Origin of the sequence: Curtobacterium sp. MCBD17_032 (assembly GCF_003234855.1) — a bacterium.
Taxonomy (GTDB): Bacteria; Actinomycetota; Actinomycetes; order Actinomycetales; family Microbacteriaceae; genus Curtobacterium.
Window position 1 is genome coordinate 147022 of sequence record NZ_QKTO01000001.1, and the last position, 24919, is coordinate 171940.

General features: G+C 64.9%; 22 protein-coding genes and 2 pseudogenes. 8 read left to right on the forward strand and 16 right to left on the reverse strand.

The window, feature by feature from the left end:
* Window positions 1-14 precede the first annotated feature (14 nt).
* Complete coding sequence (locus DEI91_RS00725) at window positions 15-1166, forward strand: glycosyltransferase (protein ID WP_111050489.1); 1152 nt, start codon at window positions 15-17, stop codon at window positions 1164-1166.
* A 12-nt stretch (window positions 1167-1178) separates the two neighbouring features.
* Here the strand turns inward: DEI91_RS00725 and DEI91_RS00730 are convergent, their stop codons facing one another.
* Window positions 1179-1778: a TetR/AcrR family transcriptional regulator gene (locus DEI91_RS00730; RefSeq protein ID WP_110904411.1), complete on the reverse strand. Its 600-nt coding sequence runs from the start codon at window positions 1776-1778 to the stop codon at window positions 1179-1181.
* 24 nt (window positions 1779-1802) lie between these two features.
* On the opposite strand from DEI91_RS00730, the gene DEI91_RS16530 reads away from it, so the two are divergent.
* A complete protein-coding gene (locus DEI91_RS16530; RefSeq protein WP_258374237.1) occupies window positions 1803-2855 on the forward strand; it encodes a hypothetical protein in 1053 nt (350 codons plus the stop codon).
* A gap of 391 nt (window positions 2856-3246) precedes the next feature.
* On the opposite strand, the gene DEI91_RS00740 is transcribed toward DEI91_RS16530, so the two are convergent.
* The 6 genes and pseudogenes from DEI91_RS00740 to DEI91_RS16535 form a co-directional block, all read right to left on the reverse strand.
* Window positions 3247-3807, reverse strand: coding sequence for an NADPH-dependent FMN reductase (locus DEI91_RS00740; RefSeq protein ID WP_110904413.1), 561 nt, complete (start codon window positions 3805-3807; stop codon window positions 3247-3249).
* Window positions 3808-4152: 345 nt separating this feature from the next.
* The gene (locus DEI91_RS00745) at window positions 4153-5208 is read right to left on the reverse strand and encodes an LLM class flavin-dependent oxidoreductase (RefSeq protein ID WP_111050490.1); all 1056 of its coding nucleotides are present in this window, start codon (window positions 5206-5208) and stop codon (window positions 4153-4155) included.
* A gap of 448 nt (window positions 5209-5656) precedes the next feature.
* Window positions 5657-6790 (reverse strand): glycosyltransferase, encoded by a 1134-nt coding sequence (locus DEI91_RS00750; protein ID WP_111050491.1) that lies wholly within the window; start codon window positions 6788-6790, stop codon window positions 5657-5659.
* Window positions 6791-6961: 171 nt separating this feature from the next.
* Complete coding sequence (locus DEI91_RS00755; protein ID WP_181439414.1) at window positions 6962-7903, reverse strand: ketopantoate reductase family protein; 942 nt, start codon at window positions 7901-7903, stop codon at window positions 6962-6964.
* 109 nt (window positions 7904-8012) lie between these two features.
* Window positions 8013-8597, reverse strand: a complete 585-nt coding sequence (locus DEI91_RS00760; protein WP_258374238.1) for a response regulator transcription factor — start codon at window positions 8595-8597, stop codon at window positions 8013-8015.
* A 26-nt stretch (window positions 8598-8623) separates the two neighbouring features.
* Window positions 8624-9507 (reverse strand): annotated as a pseudogene (locus DEI91_RS16535) (IS3 family transposase); the annotation flags it as partial.
* On the opposite strand from DEI91_RS16535, the gene DEI91_RS00775 reads away from it, so the two are divergent.
* Window positions 9506-10810 (forward strand): FtsX-like permease family protein, encoded by a 1305-nt coding sequence (locus DEI91_RS00775; RefSeq protein WP_111050853.1) that lies wholly within the window; start codon window positions 9506-9508, stop codon window positions 10808-10810. The pseudogene DEI91_RS16535 and the gene DEI91_RS00775 overlap by 2 nt on opposite strands.
* Before the next feature lie 182 nt (window positions 10811-10992).
* Here the strand turns inward: DEI91_RS00775 and DEI91_RS00780 are convergent, their stop codons facing one another.
* The 8 genes and pseudogenes from DEI91_RS00780 to DEI91_RS00810 form a co-directional block, all read right to left on the reverse strand.
* Window positions 10993-11742, reverse strand: coding sequence for an SDR family oxidoreductase (locus DEI91_RS00780; RefSeq protein ID WP_110904417.1), 750 nt, complete (start codon window positions 11740-11742; stop codon window positions 10993-10995).
* Between the two features lie 97 nt (window positions 11743-11839).
* Window positions 11840-12421 carry a zinc-binding dehydrogenase gene (locus DEI91_RS16540; protein ID WP_258368899.1) on the reverse strand — a complete coding sequence of 194 codons (582 nt, stop codon included), beginning with the start codon at window positions 12419-12421 and terminating at the stop codon, window positions 11840-11842.
* Between the two features lie 69 nt (window positions 12422-12490).
* A pseudogene (locus DEI91_RS16885) lies at window positions 12491-12808 on the reverse strand (alcohol dehydrogenase catalytic domain-containing protein); the annotation flags it as partial.
* Window positions 12809-12983: 175 nt separating this feature from the next.
* Window positions 12984-13373 carry a UBP-type zinc finger domain-containing protein gene (locus tag DEI91_RS00790; protein ID WP_309148034.1) on the reverse strand — a complete coding sequence of 130 codons (390 nt, stop codon included), beginning with the start codon at window positions 13371-13373 and terminating at the stop codon, window positions 12984-12986.
* Window positions 13374-13785: 412 nt separating this feature from the next.
* Window positions 13786-15372 (reverse strand): sodium:proton antiporter, encoded by a 1587-nt coding sequence (locus tag DEI91_RS00795; protein ID WP_111050497.1) that lies wholly within the window; start codon window positions 15370-15372, stop codon window positions 13786-13788.
* Window positions 15373-16183: 811 nt separating this feature from the next.
* On the reverse strand, window positions 16184-16798 hold the full coding sequence (locus DEI91_RS00800) for an NADPH-dependent F420 reductase (protein WP_110904421.1): 615 nt from the start codon (window positions 16796-16798) through the stop codon (window positions 16184-16186).
* Entirely contained in the window at window positions 16795-17859 is a 1065-nt protein-coding gene (locus DEI91_RS00805) for a DNA topoisomerase IB (RefSeq protein ID WP_181439418.1), read from the reverse strand. Before DEI91_RS00805 ends, DEI91_RS00800 begins: the two co-directional genes overlap by 4 nt.
* A 114-nt stretch (window positions 17860-17973) precedes the next feature.
* Window positions 17974-18936, reverse strand: coding sequence for an alpha/beta hydrolase (locus DEI91_RS00810; protein WP_110904423.1), 963 nt, complete (start codon window positions 18934-18936; stop codon window positions 17974-17976).
* A 344-nt stretch (window positions 18937-19280) separates the two neighbouring features.
* On the opposite strand from DEI91_RS00810, the gene DEI91_RS00815 reads away from it, so the two are divergent.
* The 3 genes from DEI91_RS00815 (at window position 19281) to DEI91_RS00825 (ending at window position 22668) form a co-directional block, all read left to right on the forward strand.
* The gene (locus DEI91_RS00815; RefSeq protein ID WP_111050499.1) at window positions 19281-20030 is read left to right on the forward strand and encodes an acetoacetate decarboxylase; all 750 of its coding nucleotides are present in this window, start codon (window positions 19281-19283) and stop codon (window positions 20028-20030) included.
* A gap of 261 nt (window positions 20031-20291) precedes the next feature.
* Complete coding sequence (locus DEI91_RS00820) at window positions 20292-20972, forward strand: MBL fold metallo-hydrolase (protein WP_111050500.1); 681 nt, start codon at window positions 20292-20294, stop codon at window positions 20970-20972.
* A gap of 61 nt (window positions 20973-21033) precedes the next feature.
* The gene (locus DEI91_RS00825) at window positions 21034-22668 is read left to right on the forward strand and encodes an ATP-dependent DNA helicase RecQ (RefSeq protein ID WP_111050501.1); all 1635 of its coding nucleotides are present in this window, start codon (window positions 21034-21036) and stop codon (window positions 22666-22668) included.
* A 232-nt stretch (window positions 22669-22900) separates the two neighbouring features.
* On the opposite strand, the gene DEI91_RS00830 is transcribed toward DEI91_RS00825, so the two are convergent.
* A complete protein-coding gene (locus tag DEI91_RS00830; RefSeq protein ID WP_110904427.1) occupies window positions 22901-23269 on the reverse strand; it encodes a helix-turn-helix transcriptional regulator in 369 nt (122 codons plus the stop codon).
* 92 nt (window positions 23270-23361) lie between these two features.
* Here DEI91_RS00830 and DEI91_RS00835 point away from each other — a divergent pair, with 92 nt between their 5' ends.
* Together DEI91_RS00835 and DEI91_RS00840 are read left to right on the forward strand one after the other, a co-directional pair.
* Window positions 23362-23961 (forward strand): type 1 glutamine amidotransferase domain-containing protein, encoded by a 600-nt coding sequence (locus DEI91_RS00835; protein WP_181421640.1) that lies wholly within the window; start codon window positions 23362-23364, stop codon window positions 23959-23961.
* Complete coding sequence (locus DEI91_RS00840) at window positions 23954-24907, forward strand: SDR family NAD(P)-dependent oxidoreductase (RefSeq protein WP_111050502.1); 954 nt, start codon at window positions 23954-23956, stop codon at window positions 24905-24907. Before DEI91_RS00835 ends, DEI91_RS00840 begins: the two co-directional genes overlap by 8 nt.
* Window positions 24908-24919: the final 12 nt, after the last annotated feature.

Consider the following 24919-nt stretch of genomic DNA (forward strand, 5'->3'; position numbering starts at 1 on the left):
CAGGAAGACTCCTCATGCGCATCTTATTCTCCGGCGTCCCCGCGCTCGGACACCTCCTGCCCCTCGTCCCGCTCGCCCGTGCCGCGCAGGCGGCCGGCCACGACGTTGCCCTGCTCACCAGCGGTGGCATGCGCGAGGCCATGTCGACCGAACTGCCGGCGGTGCCGGTCCTGGCGGCCGGACCCATGCCTCCCGACCTGTTCGCCGAGGTGGCCCGACGTATCCCCGGCAGCGACCCCGCGAACCGACCCGAGCCGGCGGCCGTCGCCGAGTTCTTCGCCGGCGCACGCGTGGACCTGACCATCGACGACGCCGTGCGCGCAGCACACGGGTGGGCACCCGACGTGGTCGTCGCGGACGCCGTCGACCTGGTCGGACCGCTCGTCGCCGCGGAACTCGGCGTACCGCATGCGGTCGTCGCCTTCGGCCCCGAGGTTCCCGAGGAGTTCCGTCACCCGATGACCGAGCTCGTGCTTCCCCGTTACGCGCAGCGCGGAGTGGCGCCAACCCCGCCGGTGGCTCTGCTCGACCCGACGCCCGCCTCGCTGCAGGCAGCCGGATGGACGCAGCCGCCCGTCACGATCCCGTTCCGATCCGAGCCGCACAGCCGCCCGAACGCTGCGTCCGACGCACCGCTCGCACCGTTCCCGGCCAGCGATTGGAGGCCGCGGGTGCTCGTGACCCTCGGCACCGTGTTCGGCGACGCCGCGCTCCTGACGGCGATCATCGACGGCTTCCACCCGGACGAGGCTGACGTCGTGGCGACGGTGGGGGTCATCGGCGAGCACCTCGACGACACCGAGCACGTCCACTTCGTGCCGTTCCGCCCGATGCGCGAGCTGCTCGAGGGCGTCGACCTCGTCGTCGCGGCAGCAGGCGCCGGCACCGTGCTCGCGGCTGTCAGCGTCGGTGTGCCGATGGTGCTGCTCCCGCAGGGTGCCGACCAGTTCATCAATGCGGCGCGTGCGGCCGAAGCCGGGGTCGCGATCGTGGTCGACGAGCCGGGCGCCGTGGGCCCCGCCGTCCACCGGCTGCTCGCCGATCGAAGCCACTTTGACGCAGCACGGCGGCTGGGCGAGGAGACCGCGAACCGCCCAAGCGCGGCCGCCGCGATAGGGGAACTGGTCGAACGGGTCGAGCGCGCCCACGGTGAGCGCGTCGCCTGACCTCGGCGCTCTTCAGCGCTCCATCGGCCCGGGTCCCGCGGTGCCCGGGCCGAACACCGACTCCGTGAACCGCCGCGCGAGGGGGTCGTCCTGGTCGCTCAGACGGATGCCGAGCAGGGTGTTGATGAGCATCCCCTGGGCCAGGAACAACTCTGCCGCGGACTCCGACAGGCCGGCATCCCCGATCAGGAAGCGCAGGATCCGGGTGAAGCCGTCGCGGGCGACCGGTCCGATCACAGGGTCCGCGCCGAGCATGTACGACTGCATCACGATGAGGTGCACGCCGTCCTCGGTCGCCAGCTCGCGGTAGGCCGCGCCGAGCCGTGCGGCGACCGGAACCGGTTGCCCGTCGTCGAGCACCGCCCGGAACGCCTCTAACACGGCTTCGAGGCACCCGTCGACGACGGTGAGGAACAGATTCTCCTTCGAGCCGAACATCCGGACCACGTACGGCTGGCTGATGCCCGCGGCCTGTGCTATCCGCTCCGTCGTGGCGCCGTGGTACCCCTCTCGAGCGAACACGGCGGCCGCCGCGGTGAGCGTTGCCTTCCGCCGCTGGCTGCCAGCCATGCGCTCCGCAACTTTGGGAACCGAGCCCCTTGCTGTCGTCATGCCATAAGGGTATCATCCGATGCCATGAGTAATGAATCGATTACTAACTCTGTTGCGAAGCCCATCGGCTTCCCTCCGCTCCGCCGGATCCTGCCCGTCCTCATCACCCAGGTCCTCGTCGCGATGACCGTCGCCGGGGCGTTCGCCGGCCTGTACATCGGCCTGCAGAAAGCCCCGTCCCCCCATCACCTGCCCGTCGCCATCGTCGGCACGCAGGTGGCCGACGCCGCCGGGGACGCGCTCGGCGACCGCGCCGACGTTCGCACCGCCGGGTCACCGTCCGACGCCCGCGACCGTGTCCGGTCCCGCGACGCCGTCGCAGCCCTCGTCCCCGGGGCGCGCGGCTGGACCCTGTACACCGCGGGTGCCGAAGGGCGAAGCGCGACGGCCGCCGCGACCACGATGCTGACCGGAGTCGCCGCGGGCGCCGGCGCCTCGGTCACCCGCACGCAGGACCTCGTCCCGCTCGCGACGAACGACGGCCAGGGCATCGCGGGGTTCTACCTGGTCTTCGGCACGACCCTGGCGGCGTTCATCCTGGCCCAGGTCATGAACTCCCTCAACGCCCTCGCGCGCCTCCGCACCCGGATCGTCGTGACGGTGGTCGGGAGCATCGCCGCGGCCGCGGTGGTCGCGGTCATCGCCGGACCGGTCGACGGCGCCGTCCCCGCGTCGACAGGTGCCGTGATCGTGGTGCTCTCGCTCCTTGCCGTCGCCGTCTCGCTGTCGACGCTGGCTATCACCTCGATCATCGGGCCGATGGGCGTGATCGTCTCGACGCTCCTCTTCACCACCCTCGGCAACGCGACGAGCGGTGCGACCATCAGCACACACCTGTTGCCGCCCGTGCTCGCCGCCGTCGGACAGGCCCTACCGCCCGGGGCCGCGTTCGGCGCCATCACCGGGTTCAGCTACTTCGACGGGGCTGGCGCAACGGGCGCGCTGCTCACGCTGGGTGCGTGGATCGTCGCCGCGGCTGCGGCCCTGTCCTTAGCGCACCGAGCGCGGACCGCCACCGCGCGGCGACGGGACGTCGCGACGCAGGCGGTGACCGCTCCTCCTTCGCGACATGTCTGACGGGATGGCGATCACCGATCAAACGGCTGCCGAGCAGCCGGCGACCGTGGACGTTCAGTCGGGCAAAAGCGTGGACCGACGCGGGCCCCTGGCGATGGTTGAACTCAACAGCTCCATCAAGCCAGGAGGGATGCTCAGATCACAACCTCGGAAGCGTGCCCAACGTCACGGCCGGGTACATCTAGCGAGTCTGCTTCGCGACATTGGCACACGGCGGACTTCGTTCGAATTGGGGTTGCCGCGCACGCATGACACGAAGTGAAAGCACTTCAAGCTTCTCTCAAGTCTGCGTTCTGCTCGCACACGGCGAAGCACCCGGCCGGCCGAAGTCGGGCGGGTGCTTCGCTTCCTTGGCGTGATCAGCGCGGGCGCGCTCCTGCGCCTGGTGGGGTCAGCTTCGTAGCGTCTTCAGTGCGCCGGCCCAGGCTTCGACTTGGTCGAACAGAGCTTGGGCAGCATCGGTGTGCTGCGGTCCTGGCGTGAAGGTGCTGTAGTTCTCGAAGTCTGTGAAGAGCGAGAAGCTGAGCTGCTGACGTACGTCCGCGAGCTGTAGTTCGGCGGAGATGCCGCGGAGGTGTTCGATGGCGCGTGCACCGCCGAGGCTGCCGTAGGAGACGAAGCCAGCCGACTTGTTGTTCCACTCGTTGTAGAGGTAGTCGATGGCGTTCTTCAGCACGCCGGAGGTGGAGTGGTTGTACTCGGGGGTGACGAAGATATACCCGTCGTACTGCGCGATCCTCGCCGACCACTGCTTGGTGTGCTCGTTTGCGTATGCGCCAGTGGCGGGTGGCGCAGCCTCGTCAAGGTGAGGCAGTGGGTAGTTGGCAAGGTCGACGAGGTCGTAGCTGACCTCGCGATCGGCCGCCTGTGTCATCACCCAATCGGCGACGCCCTTCCCATTGCGGCCGGGTCGGGTACTGCCGAGGATGACGGCGATACGGAGTTCTGACATAGGGCTGGTCCCTTTCGAGGTGGTGTTGTGATGCTCTCCCGCGTGGAGCGGGAAGAAGGTGGGGCGTGCTGCGGCAGCGCGCCGTTGGCGCTCACGGAGAGTGAGCTGCGGCGGAGGCGGTTGCCTCGTCCACCAGCGAGTGGGTTGATGAGGCACTCGGTCGGAACTCTGCCGAGACGCCCGTCCGGTAAGGCGAGAACGACGACGCCGGCTCAGACAGTTATTTCGTTGGCCTTCAAAGGCTCTGTTAGTGGGGTGATGACGGAGAGGACCAGCCGGACGCGGTCCGGGATGCCGGGGCCGGGGCCGGCAACGAGGATCCGTCAAGCGGTGCGTCGCTGCCGGTCACGCCGAGGCCTCACGATTGTCCGCGCGCTCGGCGAGCAGTTCGCGCACGCGGGGAATGACGACGCCACCGTACAGCTCCACCGCGCGGGTGCGGGCTCGCATCGACTGGCCGCCGGAGGTGTAGATCATGTCGAAGCGACCGACGCCCATCGCGTCCACGGCACGGGCGATCCGCTGCGCGACGGTCTCCGGCGCGCCCAGGTACATCGAACCGGTGGAGACTTCGGCATCGAACTCAGCGCGGGTCACCGGCGGCCAACCTCGGAGGGCACCGATCCGGTCGCGGACGACCCGATAGTGCGGCCAGAACAGCTCCGCGGCCTCCTCGTCCGTGTCGGCGACAAAGCCAGGCGAGTGCATGCCCACCGGGTGCGCCGTAGTACCGAACTGCTCCGCCGCCCGGCGGTACAGGTCGAGGTACGGTGCGAAGCGCTCGGGCTGCCCACCGATGATCGCGAGCATGAGCGGGAACCCGTACTGCGCGGTCCGCACGACCGACTGCGGAGAGCCGCCGACGCCGACCCAGGTGCGGAGGCCGTGCTCGGTCTTCGGGAAGACGTCGGCGTCGACGAGCGGCGCGCGGGTCGTCCCGCTCCAGGTGACGGGCTCCTCGCGGAGGAGCTCGGCGAACAGGGCGATCTTCTCCTCGAACAGGACGTCGTAGTCTGCGAGGTCGTAGCCGAACAGCGGGAAGGACTCCGTGAAGGATCCGCGGCCGAGGATCACCTCGGCGCGTCCCTCGGAGAGTGCGTCGACGGTGGCGAAGCGCTCGAAGACGCGGACCGGGTCGTCGGATGAGAGCACCGTTACGCCTGAACTGAGGCGGATGCGCTTCGTCACGGTGGCGAGACCGGCGAGGACCGCCTCGGGCGACGAGACGGAAAACTCGGGGCGGTGGTGCTCCCCGACTGCGAAGACATCCACCCCGAGTTCGTCGGCCAGTACCGCCTCGTCGACGAGCTGGCGTATTGATCGCGCGTGGCTGACGAAGACGCCGGCGTCGTCGGTTGGCACGTCGCCGAAAGTATCGAGGCCGAAGGTGATCTCTTGCATGGTGTCTCTTTCGTTGTTCCTGCGACCAAGTGATTGACGCATCCTCCGCACGTCCTCGGCTTTCACTCAGCATGGGGACGATGGCTGGTGCAGGGCATCCGTGACTTGACGTACCTTTCAGCGCCCCCGTTGCCACCCCGTCATCGACGTCGGCAGCCCGGCCAATCAGACCCGGCAGTAGCTACAAGTTGAGGTAGTTCAGGTCACGAGTTCATTCAGTGAGCGTCATCGCGGCGAACCGCGTAGCCGCGTAGCCGCGATAACCACCGTCGATCCTGTGAGCCCAGGGGCTCGCAGGATGCCGGCGAGAACAACAGCACGTTGCGGAACAGTTTTCGGCGGTGGTCCGACTGGTCTGAGCGGGCACTGATGGTCACATGCAGACCGGCCGGACGCGTCTGCTTGCTCGAAGCTGTGACGTGTCCGGCCGGCGTCGTGTGGGTTGGTGCTACTGGCTGGCGGCAGCGGCGACCTGCGCGAGGAACGTTTCGATGGCCTGACGGGGTGTCTGTCGACCTCGCATCTGGTCGCGGATTGCGGCGGCGGCGGCGGCGTACTGCGCATCGGCGGTCACCTCGAGCACCGCATCCAAGGTGTCGGCCGGGTCGCTGATCACTTTGGCTGCGCCGGCGGCAGCGGCGCGCTCGGCGTTGATGAACTGGTCTGCGCCCTGTGGGATCACGACGAGGGGGATCCCCTGGCTCAGCGCTGCAAGGACCGTTCCCGCGCCGCCGGCGCTGACGACGACGCTCGCGCCGGGGAGCAGTTCGGCAAGTGGGCGGAACGCCTCGTAGCGGACGTGGTCCGTGTTGTGGTGCTGCTCGGCCTTCTCCATCACTGTCGCGACGACGTCGGTCTGCTCCGATTCGAGGTTCGATACGAGTGCGCCGAGAAGTGTGTCGTTCCCGAATACGGTGCCGAGAGTGAGCAAGACCGGGATGCGCTCACCGGCACTCGCGAACAGGTTCGCCGCTGCACTGTCTTCCCGCTGGTGTGGTGCCGGCTGGAACGGGATGACGAACTCCGGCGGAACCCAACCGTCGGGCTGCAGCAGTGACGGCGCCGGGTCGAACATTGCCGCTGGCGGTACCAGCGCCAAGCCTCGGTCCGCATACCGTGACGCAACGACGGAGAACAGTGGGGTGGTGAACTCCGGGGGGAGCGCCGGACCGAATGCGACGAGCGCGTGCGGAATAGCGAGCGCGGTTGCGACGAGGGGTCCGACGAAGTCGACCGCGTCAGCGATGATCGCGTCGGGCTGCCATCGGGTGGCTTCCTCGATGGCAGTGTCGGCGGAGAGGTCGACGCGAACGCCGGCGAAGAACTCGGCGACCGCGGCCGGTTCTGGTGCCGCGGCGGGGTCGCTACCCGGGACGCGGCGGGCGACCTCAGCGAACAGCTCTGGCGGCATCGGACCTGCCGGCAGCAGCGTCACACCCGGTAGTTCCAGTTCCATCGCTGGTGCCATGCCAGCGCTGGTGAGTACCGCGACGTCGTGGCCGGCCTCGCGGGCGGCGTGAATGAACGGGGCGAGGGGTAGCAGATGACCGAGTGCGGGAACTGCGGCGAAGAGGAGACGCATGACTTTCCTTCCATAGGGGATGCATGCAGCCGAACGGCTGCAGTGAGACGTGCCTTGACGCTGGTCGCCAGGTTCAGCGGGGTCAGATGCGGAATTCGATGAGGGATAGGTTCGAAGGTGAGGGGCAAACCGGGCCGCGTCGTCATGCGTCCGTTCTCGCCATCACTTGGACTACAGCTGTGTCCGGGCTGGCTGCAGCAGCGCGCTGAGTAGCGCATGTACGGACGCGAGCCGCGGTACGGCGATGCGGTTTGCTACGGCGTATCGCAGCAGCGCTCCGCTGAGGAACTCGTATTCCGTGGGCCGACCGAGCGTTGCGTCCACCTCGAGGGAGGTGCGGTGTGCGCGCGGAAGTTGACGAATCTGGGTGAGCATCCCACCACGTTCGGTGCTGCTGATGCGCACGCCCGCGGCGGCGGCAACGCGGATCCCCTCCTCGAGGAGGCCGTCTACGAGTTCAGCGACAGCAGAGTTCGCCGTCACTGACACTGAGCGAGATGTCAACGTAGTGACGGAACTGATCGCGGCGTTCATGATCAATTTGCACCAGCTGGCTGCTTGGAAGTCTGCCTCGAAATGCACGCTGACGAGAGACCTGACTAGTTCCGCGAATTGCAGCGCGACCGGAGTCTCTGGCAACGCCAAGCTGCCGTAGTTGTGCACCGTTACCTGATCGAGTCCGGTTCGTTCCGCAGCGGTGTACACGACGGCGGGCAGGATCTGGGAGCGGGGAATCCATGCCGGCAGCCGGGCTTCATGGTCGATGCCGTTCTGCGCGACAACGACGTTCGTGTGCGGGCCCACGAGGCGGCGCAGCCAGTCGCCGACCAGGCCGGTGTCCTGCGCTTTCGTGGCGATAACTACCCAGTCGACGGGTTCGGCTTGCTCGGGCTCCGCCCAAACCTCAGCTCCAATGACCCGTTCGAGCCCGGAGAAGCAAAGCCGCATCGGGCGGGGTGCACTCCGGCGGCACAGGATTACTCTGGCGTTGTGGCTCAAAGAGTCTGCGAGAGTGGAACCGATTGCGCCTGCGCCGACGACGGCGACCGTCGCCCGCTCGGACTTCCACTGATCTGCGTCGGAGTGCTGCTTCCGCTTGTCCGTTGGTGTCACAAGATCTAGTAGACCTGCGATGAAGCGCGGAGTCAGTAGAGCCGTTTGTGAATCATGGTAGAGCTGGCACTACCCCGTCAAACGGATGGAGCACTGGGTTGCTTGCGTACTATGAACGCTTCTCCCGCAGGTAGGTCAGCACTGCTCGCACTCGACGATTCGTGTCTTCCGGTGGGAGGTCGAGTTTCATAAAAACGTTGCCGACATGTTTTGCTACCGAAGCATCCGACAGGTGCAGCAACCGGGCTATATCCGTGTTTGATGCACCTTCCGCCATATGCGTCAGGACCGTGTATTTCCGTTCCGTCAACCGCGTCAACGGTGTCACTGCAGCCCGGTCACCGGTGAGATGGCGTACGACCTCGGGGTCGACGACGACCCCGCCATCGGCGACTGTCTCGACTGAGCGAAGGAACGACGGCACCTTCCCGATGCGGTCCTTCAGCAGGTAGCCGACGCCGCCGCGGCCGTCATCGAGCAGTTCCTGCACGTATGCGTCGGCGACGTACTGCGACAGCACAACGACTGGGAGATTTTCATACCGTTGACGCAACGTGATCGCTGCCCGGATGCCGTCGTCGGTGCCCGTCGGCGGCATCCGTACGTCGGTAAGGACGACATCGGGGAGGTCTCCGGCGTCCGCGAGGACTCTGACCCGGTCGATGAGTTGCGGGGCGTCCTCTGCGGTGCCCACCACTGTGTGCCCGAATCGCTTCAACAAGACCGGAACTGGCTGCCGCGGTCCGAGTGCACGACCGTCCCGGCCGGGTTCCGGCGGTCCACCGCCATCTGTAGGGCCGCGACAGAGAGCGAGGACCGCATGCGATCGCTGATCGAGTAGCGCACGATCCGACGGGAACAGGCGTCCTTCACTGCACACAGATAGAGCTTCCCCTCACCCGTCGGATGCTCGGTGATGTCCGTCAACCACAGCTTGTCGAGGTCCGGCGCCGTGAACGCACGCCGAACCCGGTCGTCATGCACCGGCGGCCCGGCCTTGCGATTCAGGCCGCGCTTCTTCGCATGCAACGACCACAGCTGCTGCTGCGAGCACAACCGCCACACCCGACGCTCGGACACCCGATGGCCGGCTGCATGCAGGTCGTCGGCGATGAACCGGTACCCGAACGTCGGGTCGTCGCGGTGCGCGTCGATCGCGGCGTTGGTGAGGTGGGCGTCCGCCCAGTCGCGATCGGTCACCGGACTGGCACGCCACCGATAGAACGCCTGCTTCGAGAAGCCCAGCACCCGGCAGGCCACCGCGACCGGGATCCGGTCGGCGGCGAGTTCGAGGACCAGCGGGTCCATCAGTTTGGGAGATGCGCCTGCGACAGATACGCGGTCGCCCGACGGAGGATCTCGTTCTCCTGCTCGAGGAGCCGAATCCGTTTCTGCGCGTCCCGCAGCTCCGCCTGCTCAACGGCTTTCGCCGACGGCGCCGCTGCAACATTGACGCCGTCGTCACGGTCCGCGAGCCGCAGCCAGCGGGCCAGGCAGGACTCGGAGACACCGAAGTCCCTCGCGACCTGCCGCACCGACGTCTCACCCTTCCGGGCGACCGCAATCACATCACGGCGGAACTCTTCCGGATACGCCTTCACCATGGCGCACATCCTTCCAGCAGGAGCCAACGCCCCTACCCGTCAGGAGTCAACCAAACCTGCAGCAGTCCCGGGTATCGGTTTAACCCTTTACACCCTTGCTGCGCTTACTGTCCTCGCCTCGGCGGTGGTCGTTCTCACTGTGATCGCAGCGATCGTAGTACTTGGTAGCGTCGCTCAACTCACTGTCAATCTGCAGCGACGCAGCTATGCTCTTTGGCAACTCATCGGCATCACTGGGAAGCGGGTCACGTGGATCGTTCGGGCCCAGTTGATGATCGTCGCCCTCATCGGTGCCGCCGCCGGCACCGCTATCGCAGCGCCGTTCATCCCCGCGTTCCTTACTTTCGGGCTCTCAGCGTCTATGGGCCTACGGGACATTGACATCGACTTCAACTTGATCAGTGGCCTGATCGTGATTGCTGTCGTAACTGTCGTCGTCTCTTTTGGCGGGTTTCCAGCCACGCGGCGAGTAGGTTCCGTACGGCCGATCGAAGTCCTCCGCGAGTCGACACAGAGCCGCGGGACGATGACTCTGGTGCGTTGGTTGGTCGCGGCAGCGACACTGTCGATCGCCGCAGCAATGACGTGGTCTCTGGTCAGCGGTGACAGCGTCAGCGGAGGAAATCAGATACTCGTAATCCGACCGTTGTTCACGGCGTCCATGGCGGCCGCCGGCCCCGCCGTTTTTCCCGCCATCCTCCGGATGTGGACGACCCTGGTACCCGCCCGACTGTCCGCCTCCTGGTTCCTTGCCCGGAACGCGGCGCAGTTCCAAGCGACGAGAAGTACCGCGACTATCAACGCCCTTCTCGTGACCATCGCCCTGCCAGGATCGCTCTACGCCGGCTTTGCCACGTTGGGCAATGCTACCGCCGCCGCGACGGGCAACACCGCGGGATATCTTGCGCCAGCAAATTTCCTCCTGCTTGTCGGAGGTTCACTCCTCGTATCCCTTTCCGGAGCGGCAGCTACCGTTCTGATGGCAACTCGAACGCGCGAGCAAGAAGCTGCACTCGTTCAAGCTGCGGGCGGCACCCGAACAGTGGTCCTCCTTCGTGCGGTCTGGGAAGCTCTCATCCTCGTCGTCACTGCAATTCTTGCTAGCGCGATTGTTCTTGCCCTCACCGCAGGCGCCGTCGCCTTGAGTCTTAGCCGAGTAGCGGCAACCGCACCAGACTTCGGCCTAGGTCAAGCGGGCTTTGCTTCTGCTGCATGCGCCATCGTCCTCGTCGCCGCTAGCGCCATCCCCGTCCTGCTTGCGCTCCGCCAACCGATCAGGGCCGTCCTCGTAGCTTCCGAATAGCCTTCGAGGTCGCGCTGAGCGGGGCAGCGCGACCTCAAGCAATAAAAACAGAACCGTAAGGCACTAACGTCAAGAACGGCTGTCGACCCGGACTCTGATTGTCGCGGCCCACGAACCGCTCCCTGATGACAGAACTAACGGCCCCGAGCTTTCGCTCGGGGCCGTTAGCGTTTCACGTTCGGTCAGGCAGTGAGGCCGCCGTCGATGATGATCTGCGACCCGGTGATGAAGCTTGCATGTGGACCCGCGAGATAGGCGACAAGTTCCGAGACCTCGTCGGCGGTTCCGTACCGCCCGAGCGGAACACGTGCCTTCATGGCGCTGGCGGAATCGGTCCCGTCAGGGTTCATGTCTGTGTCGATCGGACCAGGCTCGACGATGTTGACGGTGATACCGCGGCCTGCGAGGTCCAATGCGGCGCCCTTCGCGAAAGCCGCAAGCGCCGCTTTCGTTGCGACATACTCGCCCAGGCCCGGCGAGATCAGCGGCTTGTACGCGGCACTCGTACCGATCGCGATGATCCGCCCTCCATCGACGATGTGGCTGCTCGCGGCTTTCACCGTAGCGACCGCACCGCGGTAGTTCACATCGATCTGCCGGTCCGATGCTTGCTGATCGATCGCTCCGGAGTCGACCGTACCCGTCGTGAATACGCCCGCACTATTCACGAGGACGTTGATGTGTCCGAAATCGTCGGCTGCCGAACGGATGAATGCGGACACGGACTCGGGGTCGCCTTGGTCTGCACGGTAGGCCCTTGCCTTGCGCCCTAGTTGCTGAATGGCTTCAACAACTTCCTCTGCCGCCGAGGCGGACTGCACGTAGCTAAACGCTACGTGCATACCGTACCCTGCAAGCTTCTTTGCGATTGTTGCTCCGATGCCGCGGGCACCTCCCGTGACAACGGCGACCTTACCTTCGTAGTACTCCATTAGATTCCCTCTTTCTCACTGCCCGTTCGGGCGTTTCGTTGCCAACGAATCCAGGATTTTCAGCAGCGTGTGGAGCCGCTAAAGCCGCATCTGCCTTTTAGGTGGTGAGAACCGTGACACCGAGGATCCGGCGCTCCTCAAGGTCCGCATGAGCTCGACGGATTTCCGTGAGTTCGAGTTCTCGCACCGGAAGCGCCGCGAAGACACCATGGTCATCCGCGCGGAAGATGTCGTCGACAGCACGCTGAGCTTCTTCTTGGCCGTGCAGGTACTTGCTCAGCGGCGGATCATCGAACGAGATTGCTCGTCGTTCAAGTTCCACGCGGTCGGGGTTAGCCCTCCCCGCAGCATTCCCATATGAGACGATGTAGCCCCCTCGGCGAACAGCGGGAATGAGCGCGCTTACCTGGTCACCGCCGACGCCGTCTAGCGCGGCGTCGGCTCCGCCTCCAAGCGTGACCGAGTCGACCACGGCTTTGATTGAGGTACCGTTGACGACGGTCGCAACTGCTCCGTTCGCCACCGCCTGTTCTGCCTTAGCCGCGGATCCAACAACTGCAACTACTTTGGCGCCCAGTGACGTGCACCACAGCGTAAGGATCGAGCCGATCGCTCCCGTCGCTCCAGTGACGATGATGACGTCTCCGGATTGCACCTGGTATGCCTGGCGCAGCGCCATCCGAGCAGTCAAACCTTTCGTCATCAACGCCGCAGCCCGGAGCGAGGAAGTCGCGGCAGGCAGCCGGACCACGTCGCTCGTGCTAACAGTGCGCTCCGCCGCATAAGCCCCGCTGGCGGAGAAGTACCCTACCCGGTCGCCCACCTGGAATGATTCAACCCCCGAACCAACAGCAGTCACAACGCCAGCACCCTCGAAGCCATTGACGAATGGGTCACTCGGAGGCCGAAACGGGCCACGACGGAAAAGCAGATCCAAATGGTTCAGACCAACCGCTTCCTGCTTAATTCCAAGTTCATTCCGCCCAGGCCGCGGCGCCACACGTTGTGCAATCTCTAGCACCTCCGGGGAACCCCACCCATGTTGATAGACGACTGTTCCCATCATTTGTTCCCTTCACGAGCGACACAGGAGGTGGGCAACCTACGGAGTTGCGCCTTCAATCCCTTGAAGAATATTGCTCGATACCGAAGGGGGACGCATCCGTCAGTTGACGTAGAGACCGGAACAGACGCTCGCGCCCGTGTCCAACAGCCCGGACCGACGTTACGGCTGAAGCTTATTACTGCGCTTCCCGCTGGTTGCGATCATTCAGCTGATCCATCCAGTTAGGTGGCACCGATCCTTCGGGTCCCGGGGCCGGCTGGCTGGACGGATGCGCTGTTGGCGGAGCTAACGCGGGACCGTTCGAGACGATCGATCGTGTAGCGAAGTCCCAGATCCAGTCTTCCCCCGGTTCGAAGGACTGAATGAACCGGTGGCCGGTGTGGGACGCGTGGGACCGGGCATGCCGATTCATTGAGTCGTCGCAGCAGCCGACGTGGCCGCAGGCGCCGCAGCGACGCAAGTGGACCCACCACGACCCATCGATGGTGCACTCAACGCAACCCGTACCGCTGGGAGCGACCTCACGATTGAGTTGCCCCCCGAGAGACTCGTCGCTTGTCACCACTGGCCTCCTTGGTAGATCAGGCCGCCCGAGTCGGCGAGGTCACCGTGTGCGATCCCGTTCCGCCACTCTGGGTGGGCCTCCCAGAGAAACGCCGGGACCGTTACCGGGTCCGCGAGCGGCGATTCTGCGGCTGCCTGGACGATGCTCGTGGTGTTATCAGGCACCGGACCTCCAAATCATGAGAGCGGACACTGCTCACCATGAATGCTCGAGGTCACAGCCGCTGAGCGCTATCCGTACCCTGACGTAACTTGGCTCCGCGTCGAGCCGGCAGTTGTTCCTCCTCCTCCCGTGGCTCCGCAGCTCGCCACGGGAAGTCTCGGCAACGCTAGCTGGCCCGTCGACACAGCCAGTACCGGCACCACGGGCCGCCGCCCCTGTTTATGAGCATCAGTGGCAGTTCCAGTGGGATTTATTCGTCGTCAGAGCTTTTTGTAGGCGCATTGACACGGAGGGCGAGTTCTTCGGCGTCGATGCTTGCCAGGACGGAGCGGACCGCTGGGTCCTGATAACGCCCTTCCGAGCGAGCGGCGGCCACAGCATCGCGCTCCGCGTAAAGCATCAAGTAGCGCAGGCGGTGATAGCTGTCAGGGAGCGGCTCTGACGCGGGGGGCGTCGGGTTCTCCAGGGCATCAGTGAGGAACGACGCGTTGGTGCGAAGTCTCTGCATCACTCGATCCTCGACTCCCTCCGTCTCTTCAGTGGCGAGCCGATCAAGCCCTGCACGTTGCGCCTCTGCCATCAGCAACTGACGCTCAACGCGTTCCTGGTCGGCGTTCGGCGGAGGCAGGCGCAAAGCACGAACGATGACGGGCAGCGCCAAGCCGCCGAGGAGCGTCCCGGCCACAACGATGAAGGCGAGAAACTGCAACAACTCCCGTTCTGGCGTCGTTTCGGGAAGAAGGAATGCCGCTGCAAGCGTGACGACGCCGCGCATTCCCGCGGACGACAGCGCGACGCCCGTCCTCCAGCCCCAGGCGCGGCGTCGAATCAAGGCGGACCCGTACTGGTACAACAGCGTGCCAGTGAGCACGAAGGCGAAGCGAGAGAGCACGAGGACCAGCAGGACCGCCAAGGAAAGGCCCACTATCGCCCAAAAGCCCACAGACGAAGTTTCAAGTCCGGCTATGATCCCCGACAAGCTCAACCCAATAACGAGGAAGACCGCATTCTCGAGCAGGAATCTGATGGTGCGCCAATTTATCGCCTCGGCGATGCGAGCCTGCGCGGACTGAATCTGCGGGCTTTTCGCGCCGAGAACGAGTCCGGCAACAACCACCGCGACGACTCCCGACCCGCCGACCTCTTGAGCCGGGATGAAAGCCAGATATGGAGTCACGAGCGACAAGCTAGTGTCGAGAACAGGAGCGCTGAGCCTGCGCCGGACCTGGGCGATAACGAAACCGACAACGAGTCCGACGCCGATTCCGCCCGCAACCGCCAGCGCAAACTCGGCTCCGATCATCCATGGCTCGACAACACTGGCGATCGCGACGATGGACACATTCAAAGCCACGAGCGCTGCCGCGTCGTTGAACAGACTTTCCGTTTCGAGTACCGAAAGCACCCGTCGGGGCAAGCGTAATCGTCCTGCCACAGCAGTGACGGCCACGGCGTCAGTTGGAGCGACAACGGCTCCGTAGGCGAGGGCGGCGGCGAGTGGGACCGCAGGCACGAGAAGCCAGACGGTCACTCCAACCGTTGCAACAGTTACAGCAACGAGCACTACGGACAGCAGCAACATGCTGTCCCCGCCGCTGCGGATGTCAGAGAACGAAGTGCGGATAGCCGATGCGAATAGCAGCGGAGGAAGAATTCCGTAAAGCACCAGTTCGGGTTCGATCTCGATGGCCGGTACCTGCGGCACGAACGAGAGGACCGCGCCCACCAAGACGAGGGCCACGGGGGCGGACCAGCCGACTTTTCCGGAGAGCCCTGAGACAGTGACCGTTAGGAGCACGAAGAGCACGATCCAAGTGATCGTCGATACCGGGTCCATGGCACTCCTCGAGTTGCGACGGCGCGGAGAGCCACGGTCCTTCCGGGCCTTGCCGGTTAGAGCTCACAGTTAAACACTGCTTGGCGCAAGCGCAAGTTCGAGCAGTGTACCGGTGGCACGGCCAAGGTCTAGGGCTCGTTCGCCCGAGTGCCTCAGCACCTCGATGCGAGTCCGGTTCCGCGGACGCGCGTCGAACCATCTCAGGACCACAAGGCGCTGAACAGACGAACGCTCTCGGTGAGGCGGGCAGACGAGCGCTGCTACTAATCAAGCAACACTCAGCGGGCGCACGTCCGGCACGAAGCACAGGGTTGTGCACTGGCGATCCGGCCGTCCGTGCACACTCTCGAGGCGGGCGGCAAACCGTCGTGACATCGAGACGCCGGATTCAACGACCTGCCCTGGCTAGCTCGGTCAGGTACGCGCTGTCGGCGGGATGCAGGTAATACGCCTCCGATCGGCTTCCGTCTGGCGCTTCGATCCGAACGGGCACGCCGCCTGCTCCGATGACGGCGTCGAACACCTCGGTGGGGAGCGGGGAGCCTGGCTGGGAGAGCAGCCACCCTCGGACAGCCGTCGCGCAGTGACCGAACCAGTGCGAGCTCGTGGATTGTGTCATGCGGAAAGACTGCCCAGCCCACATTGCCGCAACGTGAACAGTCAGCCGAACGGGTCACAACTCCAAGCCCGACGGCTAAGTTCCACCGGGCTATGACTGCCCCGCGGAGCAGGTTTGACGAGCCGCTCGTGGTGCCGCCGGCGTGCGGCACTGCCGAGGCCTCAGGCGAAGCGCGTGTCGATACCGGAACGCTTACAACTGGACGAGGTCCCGCCCGGCGAGCGGACCTCCCGGGAACTGTTGCATGGCACCCCCGGTTGCGAGCCCACCGAGATCGACGGCCTTGAACCCTAGGCCAGAAATGAATTCCTGAACGGACTGCTTCGCCTCGGGGTCGTCACCGGAGTAGAACATCACTCGGGTGCCTCCGGCAACTGACGGGTCGCTTGCCAGTGCTCCCGGGTTGTGTGTGTTGAAGGCCTTGACCAACTTCGCCCCCGGCGTCAGGGCTGCAACTACCTCGCTCGAGGTCTTCCCGTTTAGTTCAGCGGCGCGGAACGTAGGAGGTTCGATCGGGTTCGTCGTGTCGATCAGGGTCTTGCCTGTCCAGTCCGAAACTGCGCCGACCGCCTTTGGGATTGCGCTCCACGGCACGGAAAGGACGACGATCTGCGCCTGGCTGGCCTGCTCAACCGTGCCTGCCCTGACTCCAGCCAACCGGGCGACGAGTTCCGCGAGGGTTTCAGGACCTCGGCTGTTGCTCAGCAGCACGTCGTGTCGCCCGGTCGCAGCGGCACGCGTCGCGATCGCGGTGGCGATGTTTCCGGCACCGATGATGCCAATGCTGACCTTCGGGTTGGAGTTCATGTTGAGGAACCTTTCTTCACCATTGAAGAGTTTGCTTTGACTGACGTCAGGAGCGATTTGAGGACGGTCGCCTGCACTGTTGGGTCTCGCATCGCGCTTCGGTACGTCGCCGCTGGTTTGTCCGTGAGGACACGCTCGACGGCTTCACGCACCGCATTGCCCGTTCCAACCGATAGCGCCGCCGGGTGAACGTAGGACGCCCGAGCCACGGCCGGAGTATCTCCGAGTACTTCAGCAGCAGCTTCGAAGGCGTTGAGCGCCAGAGCGCGATGACGTGGCAGCCCTTCGCTCAGAGGCGCCCCAGCGGCGACGGTCGCGGCGGCAACGGTCGCTCCCCATGTCCGGAAAACCTTCGCGGTTGCGGCTTGTCCGCTGTGGCAGTGGAGGTAGGAGTTGACGGTTGCGCTGCTGAGCGCTCGCTGAGCTGGCGGGGCACCAATGGCGAACAATCGTTCGGACGGGTCGTCGGATCGATTGAGCAGCGCTCTCACCACAGCGGCAGCATCGGCGTCTTCGACCAGGACGTCATGCTCAAGGTGTTCCTTCCCTACGAACTCGAAATTCATCACGCTTCCCGAGACGCGAACATGCCGCCGGCGGAGGGTCAAAAGTCCATAGGTGTGGTTGCTCTTGGCGTACCGCTCGTTACCGATACGGAAGAGCCCAAAGTCGAGAAGGCGCACAACGGACGCCACGACGCGGTGCAGCGTCGTGTGATTCTCGACTGGCGCGGTCAAGTGCCTCTGCACGGTTTGCCGAAGGGCCGGGAGCGCTTCGGCGAACTCAAGCATTCGTGAGAACTTGTTCTCGTCAGCTCGCGCTCGTGCTTCAAGTGAGTACCGGTACTGCGTCCGCCCCCGCGCGTCGAGACCGGTGGCCTGGACGGCAGCATCTGGGTCGCTGCTCGCCCACACGTGCGTCCACGCTGGCGGGATTGCGAGCCTACGGAGCCGTTCAAGCGTGACGTCGTCGGTGACGATCGCCCCGTTCACACCACGCCAAGTCTCGACCTGTCCGTCCAGGCGGGTCAGCCCTGCTGGCCGAAGCACCACGCTGTCCACGCCGCTCATTCCTTACTTGATCGCTTGTGCAGTTAGCTGCCTCGGCGGCTGCGCTCATGGACCGCGGCACCGTCGGGGCAGGACGAACCAATCAGATCGCCCTGCCCCTGCGAGTCAGGCCAGAGCGGCGCTGAACGACGCGGTCGCCAGCATCAGCGCGTGCTTGGATGCTTCGGTGTCGTGGACCGAGTTGACCATGACAAAGTCGTGGTGGATACCGCCGAAGCGGGCGTTGGTCGCCTTGACACCCGCCTCGCGGAGACGAGCAGCGAACGCTTCACCCTCGTCGCGAAGCACGTCGGCCTCGGCGGTGATGATGAGCGTCTCCGGCATGGTTGCGAGCTTCTCAAGCGAGGCGCGAAGCGGGGAAACCGTCGGAAGTGCGCGCTCTTCCTCGCTCGTTGTGTACTGGTCCCAGAACCACTTCATGCCGTCACGGCTGAGGAAGTACCCTTCCGCGAACTCCTCGTACGAGCCAGTGTCGAACGCGGCGTTCGTGACCGGGTAGAACGCGACGAGCTTGCGGAACACGATGTCGTCGTTGCGCTCGGCGGCGAGGAGGCAGATCGCGATCGCCATGTTGCCGCCGACGGAATCGCCGGAGATACCGAATCGGGAGACGTCGAGACCCTTGTTGGCGCCTTCTTCGACGACCCACTTCGCCGCTGCGTAGGACTGCTCGAGTGGACCCGGGTACGGCGACTCCGGGGAGCGGTCGTACTCGGGGAAGACCACCGCCGCGTTCGAGCCAATGGCGAGGTCCCGAACGAGACGGTCGTGAGTGTGCGCGTCACCGAACACCCAGCCAGCGCCGTGCACGTAGAGGATCACCGGGAGGTTGCTCGTCGTGCCAGCCGGCTTGACGATACGGATCTTCACCGTGCCAGTGGGACCGCCCGCGATCTCGAGCCATTCCTCATCAACCTCCGGCTTGAAGATCGGCGAGTCCTGGACCGAGTCGACGACCTTTCGCCCCTCCGCCGGCGGCAGCTGGTAGAGGAACGGCGGGTTCGCGGTCGCGTCGACGAACTCCTGACCTGCGGGCTCGAGAGCAATGTTCTTCGGGTTTCCGGCCATGTTGTGTACTCCTCAGAGTGGGGGGCAACAGTGATGTTTCAACCACGAACGCTTCCAGGACGATGCCGAACGCGCATCCGTTACGTGACGTATGGTGCCGTCGCTCGGTGGTCCGGCGAACCGGTCGGAGGCACTTCCCCTCTGGTCACCTCGCAGGCCTCAACTCGGTGAGCGGTCGCGACGCACCCGTTGAGAAAGAGCGTCGAGGACAGCGACATCCCAGAGGACTAACTACGTCATGCGACGGATGCTGCGGATCCGAGACGGTGTTGATCATGTGAACGTCAGCCATTCGGCGCGATCCGACTCGGTCCGATCCATACCGCACTAGGGAGGTCTGCAGGATGAATCCGCTCGACGCTCTGCGCCGTGGCACCACTCCCCTCGCCACTCCCGTTTACCCGCTCCGCGCGACCCGGTTCATCGACCGCGAGTACTTCAACATCGTCTACCGCACCGACCCGGAAGCGCTACGGCAAGTCGTGCCGGAACCGATGACGGTGACGGAGCCGCTGGTTCGGTTCGAGGTCATGAAAATGGGCGACGTCGATGGATACGGTCCGTACGTCGAGTCGGGTCAGGCTATCCAGGTGTCCCTCGACGGCGAGCACGGTGAGTACTTGCACTCGATGTACCTCAACAACTTCGCCGCGACGGTCTCGGGCCGCGAACTCAGCGCGTACCCGAAGGCACTCGGCGCCCCGCGTTTGCACGTCGAAGAGGGTGCACTCGTTGGCACCCTCGATCGCGGTTCGGAGCGAATCGCTACGGCGACGATGGCCTACAAGTGGGAGCCTCTCGCCCTGGACGAGGCAGCTGCACAGATCACAGTGCCGACCTTCATGGTCAAGCTCGTCCCGAACGTGTTCACACAGGGCCTTAGTGCAGCCGACCTCGTCCGGACTGAGATCAGCGACATCACGGTCAAGGAAGCGTGGACGGGGCCGGCCCGCCTGCAATTGTTCGAGCATGCCCTCGTACCGATGGCAGATCTACCAGTGCTCGAGGTCCTCAGTGCCTCCCACATCCTGACCGACCTCACTCTCGCACCCGTGCAATCCGTACATGATTACCTGCATGGGAGCGGGCAGTAGCGCCGAATCCGGTGGCAGAGCGTACAGCTGAATGAGCTATTTGACGACCCCCTCTACACAGACCCGCCTCGGTCCCGAACGTTGCCACGCCCGCTCCTCCGCAGACACTTTGCTCGAAGATCTACGTCATTTGACGGATCAAAAAGTGCCACTCGACAGAGCGAAAGCGTTTACTGTCGACACGTGAGACATCGTGACATCCGCGCCTTAGTCGACATCGCAGATGGGGTAGTTTTTGTTGAAGGGCCAGCTTCGAATTGAGTGATCCTCGCCGGACGCGACGGTGTCTCCCTCATCGACGCAGGCTATCCCGCCGACAGTGCTTTGGTCGTTGACAGCATTCGCATCTCCGGCTATGACCCTTCCGAACTGAAACGCATCTTTATCACGCATGGACATGTGGATCACGTCGGAGGTGTCCCCGAAATTCTGAAGCGTTACCCTGAAGTCGATGTCCTCGTCGCAGCAAGCGAGATTGCGAATGTGCAAGGGCCGGACCGCGAGCAGGTCACCTTCACCGACATCGGCGGTCGTGTTGCGTCGCTCCGAGTCATCAGGTGGCTGAGCTTCGCAGTAGCGTCGGGTGGGCTTGCGCGAGTGAGGGTCCCATCCGCGCGAGCGTTCACCGCTGCCGACTTCCAAAACCGAGGGCTGCGACCGGTGTGTGCACCGGGACACACCGAAGGCTCAACCGCGTACGAGCTACTGGGCACCGAAGCTTTGGTGACCGGCGACGCCATCATCACGCACCACGCCACCCAACCATCGCGTTGGGAAGCACGGCCGCGCATGATCCCCGCCTATTTCACGAGCGACCCCGATCGGGCGTTCGTCTCAGCACAAGCACTCCCTCGTGCTCGACTGATCCTCCCCGGCCACGGACCTGCCGTCCGTCGGGTGGGCAATCAGTGGGTTCCCCTGACCAGAAAACGGTTGACCTGATGTGCGGCCCCTCAGTACCCGAACGCGAGCCGTTCGACACTCCGTGGCGAGTCGGCCTCTGATGGAGGAGTCGCTTCGCGCCCGCGCTTCGAAGGTCTTCGGGTGGCAGTTGCACCCCGCACAGGTCAACGTCATCGACGCCGTCACGGCTGGTCGGGATGCTCTCGCCGTGCTACCGACCGGGTCGGGGAAGTCAGCGATCTACCAAGTGGCAGGCCTCGCGATAAAAGGCCTGATCGTCGTGGTGTCGCCGTTGGTTGCGCTACAGGAAGACCAGCTCGCCGGGTTGAAACGTCATCCCGATACGCCACCAGCGGTCATGATCAACGCCTCAATGCACGTCAGGGACATCCACGCTGCGTGGAATGACATCACTACCAGGCGCGCACGGTACGTATTCCTCGCTCCCGAGCAGCTTGCCAATGACTCGGTGGTCACCCGACTCCGAGCCGCGGGAGTGGGACTGGTAACGGTGGACGAGGCGCATTGCGTTTCCTCCTGGGGATACGACTTCCGGCCCGACTACCTCCTTCTCGGCGCAGCGATCGCGCGTCTGGGACGGCCACCGGTCCTGGCACTGACCGCGACAGGATCCGCGCCGGTCCGGCGGGAGATCCTAGAACGTCTCGGGATGCGGGAACCACTCGTGGTTGCCGCCGGTTTCGACCGGCCGGAGATCCGGCTGGAAGTGGTGCGGCACGAAGACCGCGGCACAAAGGCGGATGCCGTCGTTCGCCAGGTTGCCAACACGAACGGCGCGGGCCTCGTCTATGTCGCCACGCACGCTGAGACTGCCACCTACGCAGCAGCGCTGCGCGCTGCGGGGCGGAATGCACAGCCATACCACGCAGGCTTGCCCGACCACGAGCGCACCCGTGTCCACAAGGGCTTCCTCAACGGCGATGTCGACGTCGTCGTCGCCACGACTGCTTTCGGTATGGGCATTGACAAACCTGACGTCAGGTTCGTCATCCACGCCGACATCCCCGAGTCCGTTGACGCTTACTACCAAGAAATTGGTCGCGCTGGCCGCGACCGATCGGCTGCAGTCGCGACGTTGCATTACTTGTCCGGCGACCTCGGCATCCGACGGTTCTTCGCCTCCGGCAGCCCAAATCCGGAAGCTGTCCGTGCAGTCTTCACTGCCGTCCCACGGAGTGGGAACCTGTCGCGATCGGCCCTGGCCACCGCCGCAGGGTTGTCGGATCACGCTGCAGGCCGAGCGGCCAATCTCCTCGTCGAGGCGTCCGTCCTTCTCGATCAGGAGAGCGGGCTTGCCCATATCGCCGAGCACAATTGGAATTTAGGGGAAGCGATCCAGGCCGCCGAGCAGCGCGCTGATGAGCGTGAGCACGTCGAGCAGTCGCGCATCGACATGATGCGTCAATACGCGGAGACGCGCGCGTGCCGACGACAGTTCCTCCTTGGGTACTTCGGTGGCGAGCTGGCACACCCCTGCGGAAACTGCGACACCTGCACCGCGGGCACTGCCTACGCCGTTGGTTCCCATCCAGCAGACGGTGCCCACGACGAGGAGTGGCCTCCGGACGCTTCCGTGCGCCATCCGGTGTGGGGCGACGGCAACATCATGAGCACCGAGGACGACCGACTCACTGTCTTTTTCCCCCGTGCTGGGTACCGGACGCTTTCGCTGGTGGACGTGCGAAAGCGAAACCTCCTGACCCGTCTCGACTGACTCGTCGCTCCGCTCGGCGGGCACAACAGGCCACTGAGCGTGCGGGCCCCGACTACCCAGGCAGCGACCTGGACCACACCGAACGACGATCATTGGAAGCGCACGGTGCGCTCCCCGGGAAGGCGTCCCGGTCGCCGTTGTTCGGTAACACCGGAGCCAACTTCTCCACAAGGCGGATGCTCGAACATCACTCTCTCGTTCAGCGGCGTTCGCGTCGGACTACGACCGACCGCTACGCCGGAGGTAGTTCGGCCTCGGGGTTGTCACGGAGGGCGGCGGTGATCACAGCGCCTAGAAGCCCGGGCCATCGCGCGTCAAGTGCGTCCCGGCGGAGTTGAACGGCGTACTCGCGACCGGTCACGCGTGTACGGGTCCATCCGGCTTCGCGGAGGACCTTGAAGTGGTGAGACAGCGTTGCCTTGTGGATCTCGAGCCGGTAGTCGGTGAGGTTGCACGGGTGGTACTCGCCGTCGGACAGCCGTTCGAGGATGACCAGCCGGGCCGGGTCTCCCGCTGCTTTGAGCACCTGCACCAGGTCGAGGTCGGCGACGGCCGGCAGCGGAAACGGGTCGCGATGATCCTGCGTCGGAACGTTTGACATACGTCGAACCTACCAGGAATGATGGCCACGGTTTGATGGTTGTCAAACCATGCCGGTCAGATACGACCGCCGAACAGAGAGAAGAGAGAGCCTTGCCCACCACCATCGACCCCCAGGTCACCGACAACCGAGCTGCCATCCGCCAAGACGAGGCGCCGCTCGGCCGCATCGCCATCGTCACTGCCGACCGCGTGGAGGACGTCGAGTTCTTCTACCCCTACTACCGGTTCGTGGAAGAGGGCTACGACGTCGACGTCCTCACCCCGACCGGTGAAACCGTCACTGCATACAAGGGACTTGCACTCTCGACCGGCCTGCAGCCCATCGCGCTGGCCAATCCGTCCGACTACGACGCCGTGTTCATCCCCGGAGGACTCGCACCGGCAGAGGTGCGCACCCTGCCCGAGGCCCTCGAGTTCGTCCGCGACTTCGCAGCCTCGGGCAAAGTCATCGGCGCCGTTTGCCACGGTCCTCAGGTCCTCGCTTCCGCCGGACTCGTCGCAGGACGAAACATGACGTCATGGCGCGAGGTCGCGGACGAGGTCCGCGCCGCGGGCGGGACGTACGTCGACGCGCCGGTCGTCGAGGACGGCCAGTTCATCACCGCCCGCAAGCCGGGCGACATGCCACAGCAGATGGCTCGCGTTCTCGACCGTCTGCGTACCGCTCGTGAGGAGAACCACCATGACTGATTTGCTCACGACGCCGTTCGGCCCGGAAGCCACCGCCGCCGAAGTCCTCGCCGGAGTCGACCTACACGGTCGGCACTACGTCGTCACGGGAGGTGCCTCCGGTATCGGACTCGAGACGGTTCGTGCCCTCTCCGGAGCTGGTGCGGACGTGACAATCGGCGTCCGTGATTGCGAGCGAGCGCTGTCCGCCACTGCCGGAGCCGCAGGTACGAACGGCGGGAGCATCACGGTCCGTCCACTCGATCTCGGTGACCTCGACTCGGTGCTTCTGTTCGCCGCGGAGCAAGACGGGCCCGTGCACGGCGTCGTCGCGAACGCGGGGATCATGGCGCTACCGGAGAAGCGCACCTCAGGCGCCGGCTGGGAGATGCAGCTTGCGACGAACTACCTCGGCCACTTCGCGCTACTTCTCGGTCTGCGGGATCATCTCTTCGCCGCGGAGGGGGCTCGGGTCGTCACGGTGAGCTCGACGGCGCACCTCCGGTCGCCGTTTCACTTCGAGGACCCGAACTTCGCTGTGCGTCCGTATGACCGGTGGGGCGCCTACGCCCAGTCGAAGACGGCCGACGTGCTCCTGGCCGCCGGGATCGCGGACCGGTGGCGGGACTACGGAGTTCGTGCGAACTCCCTAATGCCGGGATGGATCACCACGCGTCTGCAGCGACACCTCGACGAGGACACCCTCCGCGCCATGGGTGCGCTGGACTCCGACGGCAACCGCATTGAGCAGGACTTCTTTAAGACCCCCGCCCAGGGCGCTGCGACGTCGGCGCTGCTCGTCGCGTCACCGCTGGTCGAGGGTGTGACCGGACGGTACTTCGAGGACAATCAGGAAGCGGAGCAGTTGGAGGACGGCGCCGGCCACGACCGCGGTGTCGCTCGGTATGCGGTGGATGCCGAGAACGCCGAACAGCTCTGGTCGCTCGGATCTGCTGCGCTTCGTTGATCGTGAGTCTCC

Bases quoted from the DNA above. Each gene is read 5' to 3' on its own strand.
- DEI91_RS00745 (WP_111050490.1), bottom strand. From the start codon at position 5,208: ATGCAAGAGATCACCTTCGGCCTCGATACTTTCGGCGACGTGCCAACC.
- DEI91_RS00810 (WP_110904423.1), bottom strand. From the start codon at position 18,936: ATGGCCGGAAACCCGAAGAACATTGCTCTCGAGCCCGCAGGTCAGGAG.
- DEI91_RS00730 (WP_110904411.1), bottom strand. From the start codon at position 1,778: ATGACGACAGCAAGGGGCTCGGTTCCCAAAGTTGCGGAGCGCATGGCT.
- DEI91_RS00740 (WP_110904413.1), bottom strand. From the start codon at position 3,807: ATGTCAGAACTCCGTATCGCCGTCATCCTCGGCAGTACCCGACCCGGC.
- DEI91_RS00795 (WP_111050497.1), bottom strand. From the start codon at position 15,372: ATGGACCCGGTATCGACGATCACTTGGATCGTGCTCTTCGTGCTCCTA.
- DEI91_RS00830 (WP_110904427.1), bottom strand. From the start codon at position 23,269: ATGTCAAACGTTCCGACGCAGGATCATCGCGACCCGTTTCCGCTGCCG.
- DEI91_RS00725 (WP_111050489.1), top strand. From the start codon at position 15: ATGCGCATCTTATTCTCCGGCGTCCCCGCGCTCGGACACCTCCTGCCC.
- DEI91_RS16540 (WP_258368899.1), bottom strand. From the start codon at position 12,421: ATGGCGCTGCGCCAGGCATACCAGGTGCAATCCGGAGACGTCATCATC.
- DEI91_RS00750 (WP_111050491.1), bottom strand. From the start codon at position 6,790: ATGCGTCTCCTCTTCGCCGCAGTTCCCGCACTCGGTCATCTGCTACCC.
- DEI91_RS00815 (WP_111050499.1), top strand. From the start codon at position 19,281: ATGAATCCGCTCGACGCTCTGCGCCGTGGCACCACTCCCCTCGCCACT.
- DEI91_RS00825 (WP_111050501.1), top strand. From the start codon at position 21,034: ATGGAGGAGTCGCTTCGCGCCCGCGCTTCGAAGGTCTTCGGGTGGCAG.
- DEI91_RS00775 (WP_111050853.1), top strand. From the start codon at position 9,506: ATGGCGCACATCCTTCCAGCAGGAGCCAACGCCCCTACCCGTCAGGAG.
- DEI91_RS16530 (WP_258374237.1), top strand. From the start codon at position 1,803: ATGAGTAATGAATCGATTACTAACTCTGTTGCGAAGCCCATCGGCTTC.
- DEI91_RS00800 (WP_110904421.1), bottom strand. From the start codon at position 16,798: ATGAACTCCAACCCGAAGGTCAGCATTGGCATCATCGGTGCCGGAAAC.
- DEI91_RS00840 (WP_111050502.1), top strand. From the start codon at position 23,954: ATGACTGATTTGCTCACGACGCCGTTCGGCCCGGAAGCCACCGCCGCC.
- DEI91_RS00780 (WP_110904417.1), bottom strand. From the start codon at position 11,742: ATGGAGTACTACGAAGGTAAGGTCGCCGTTGTCACGGGAGGTGCCCGC.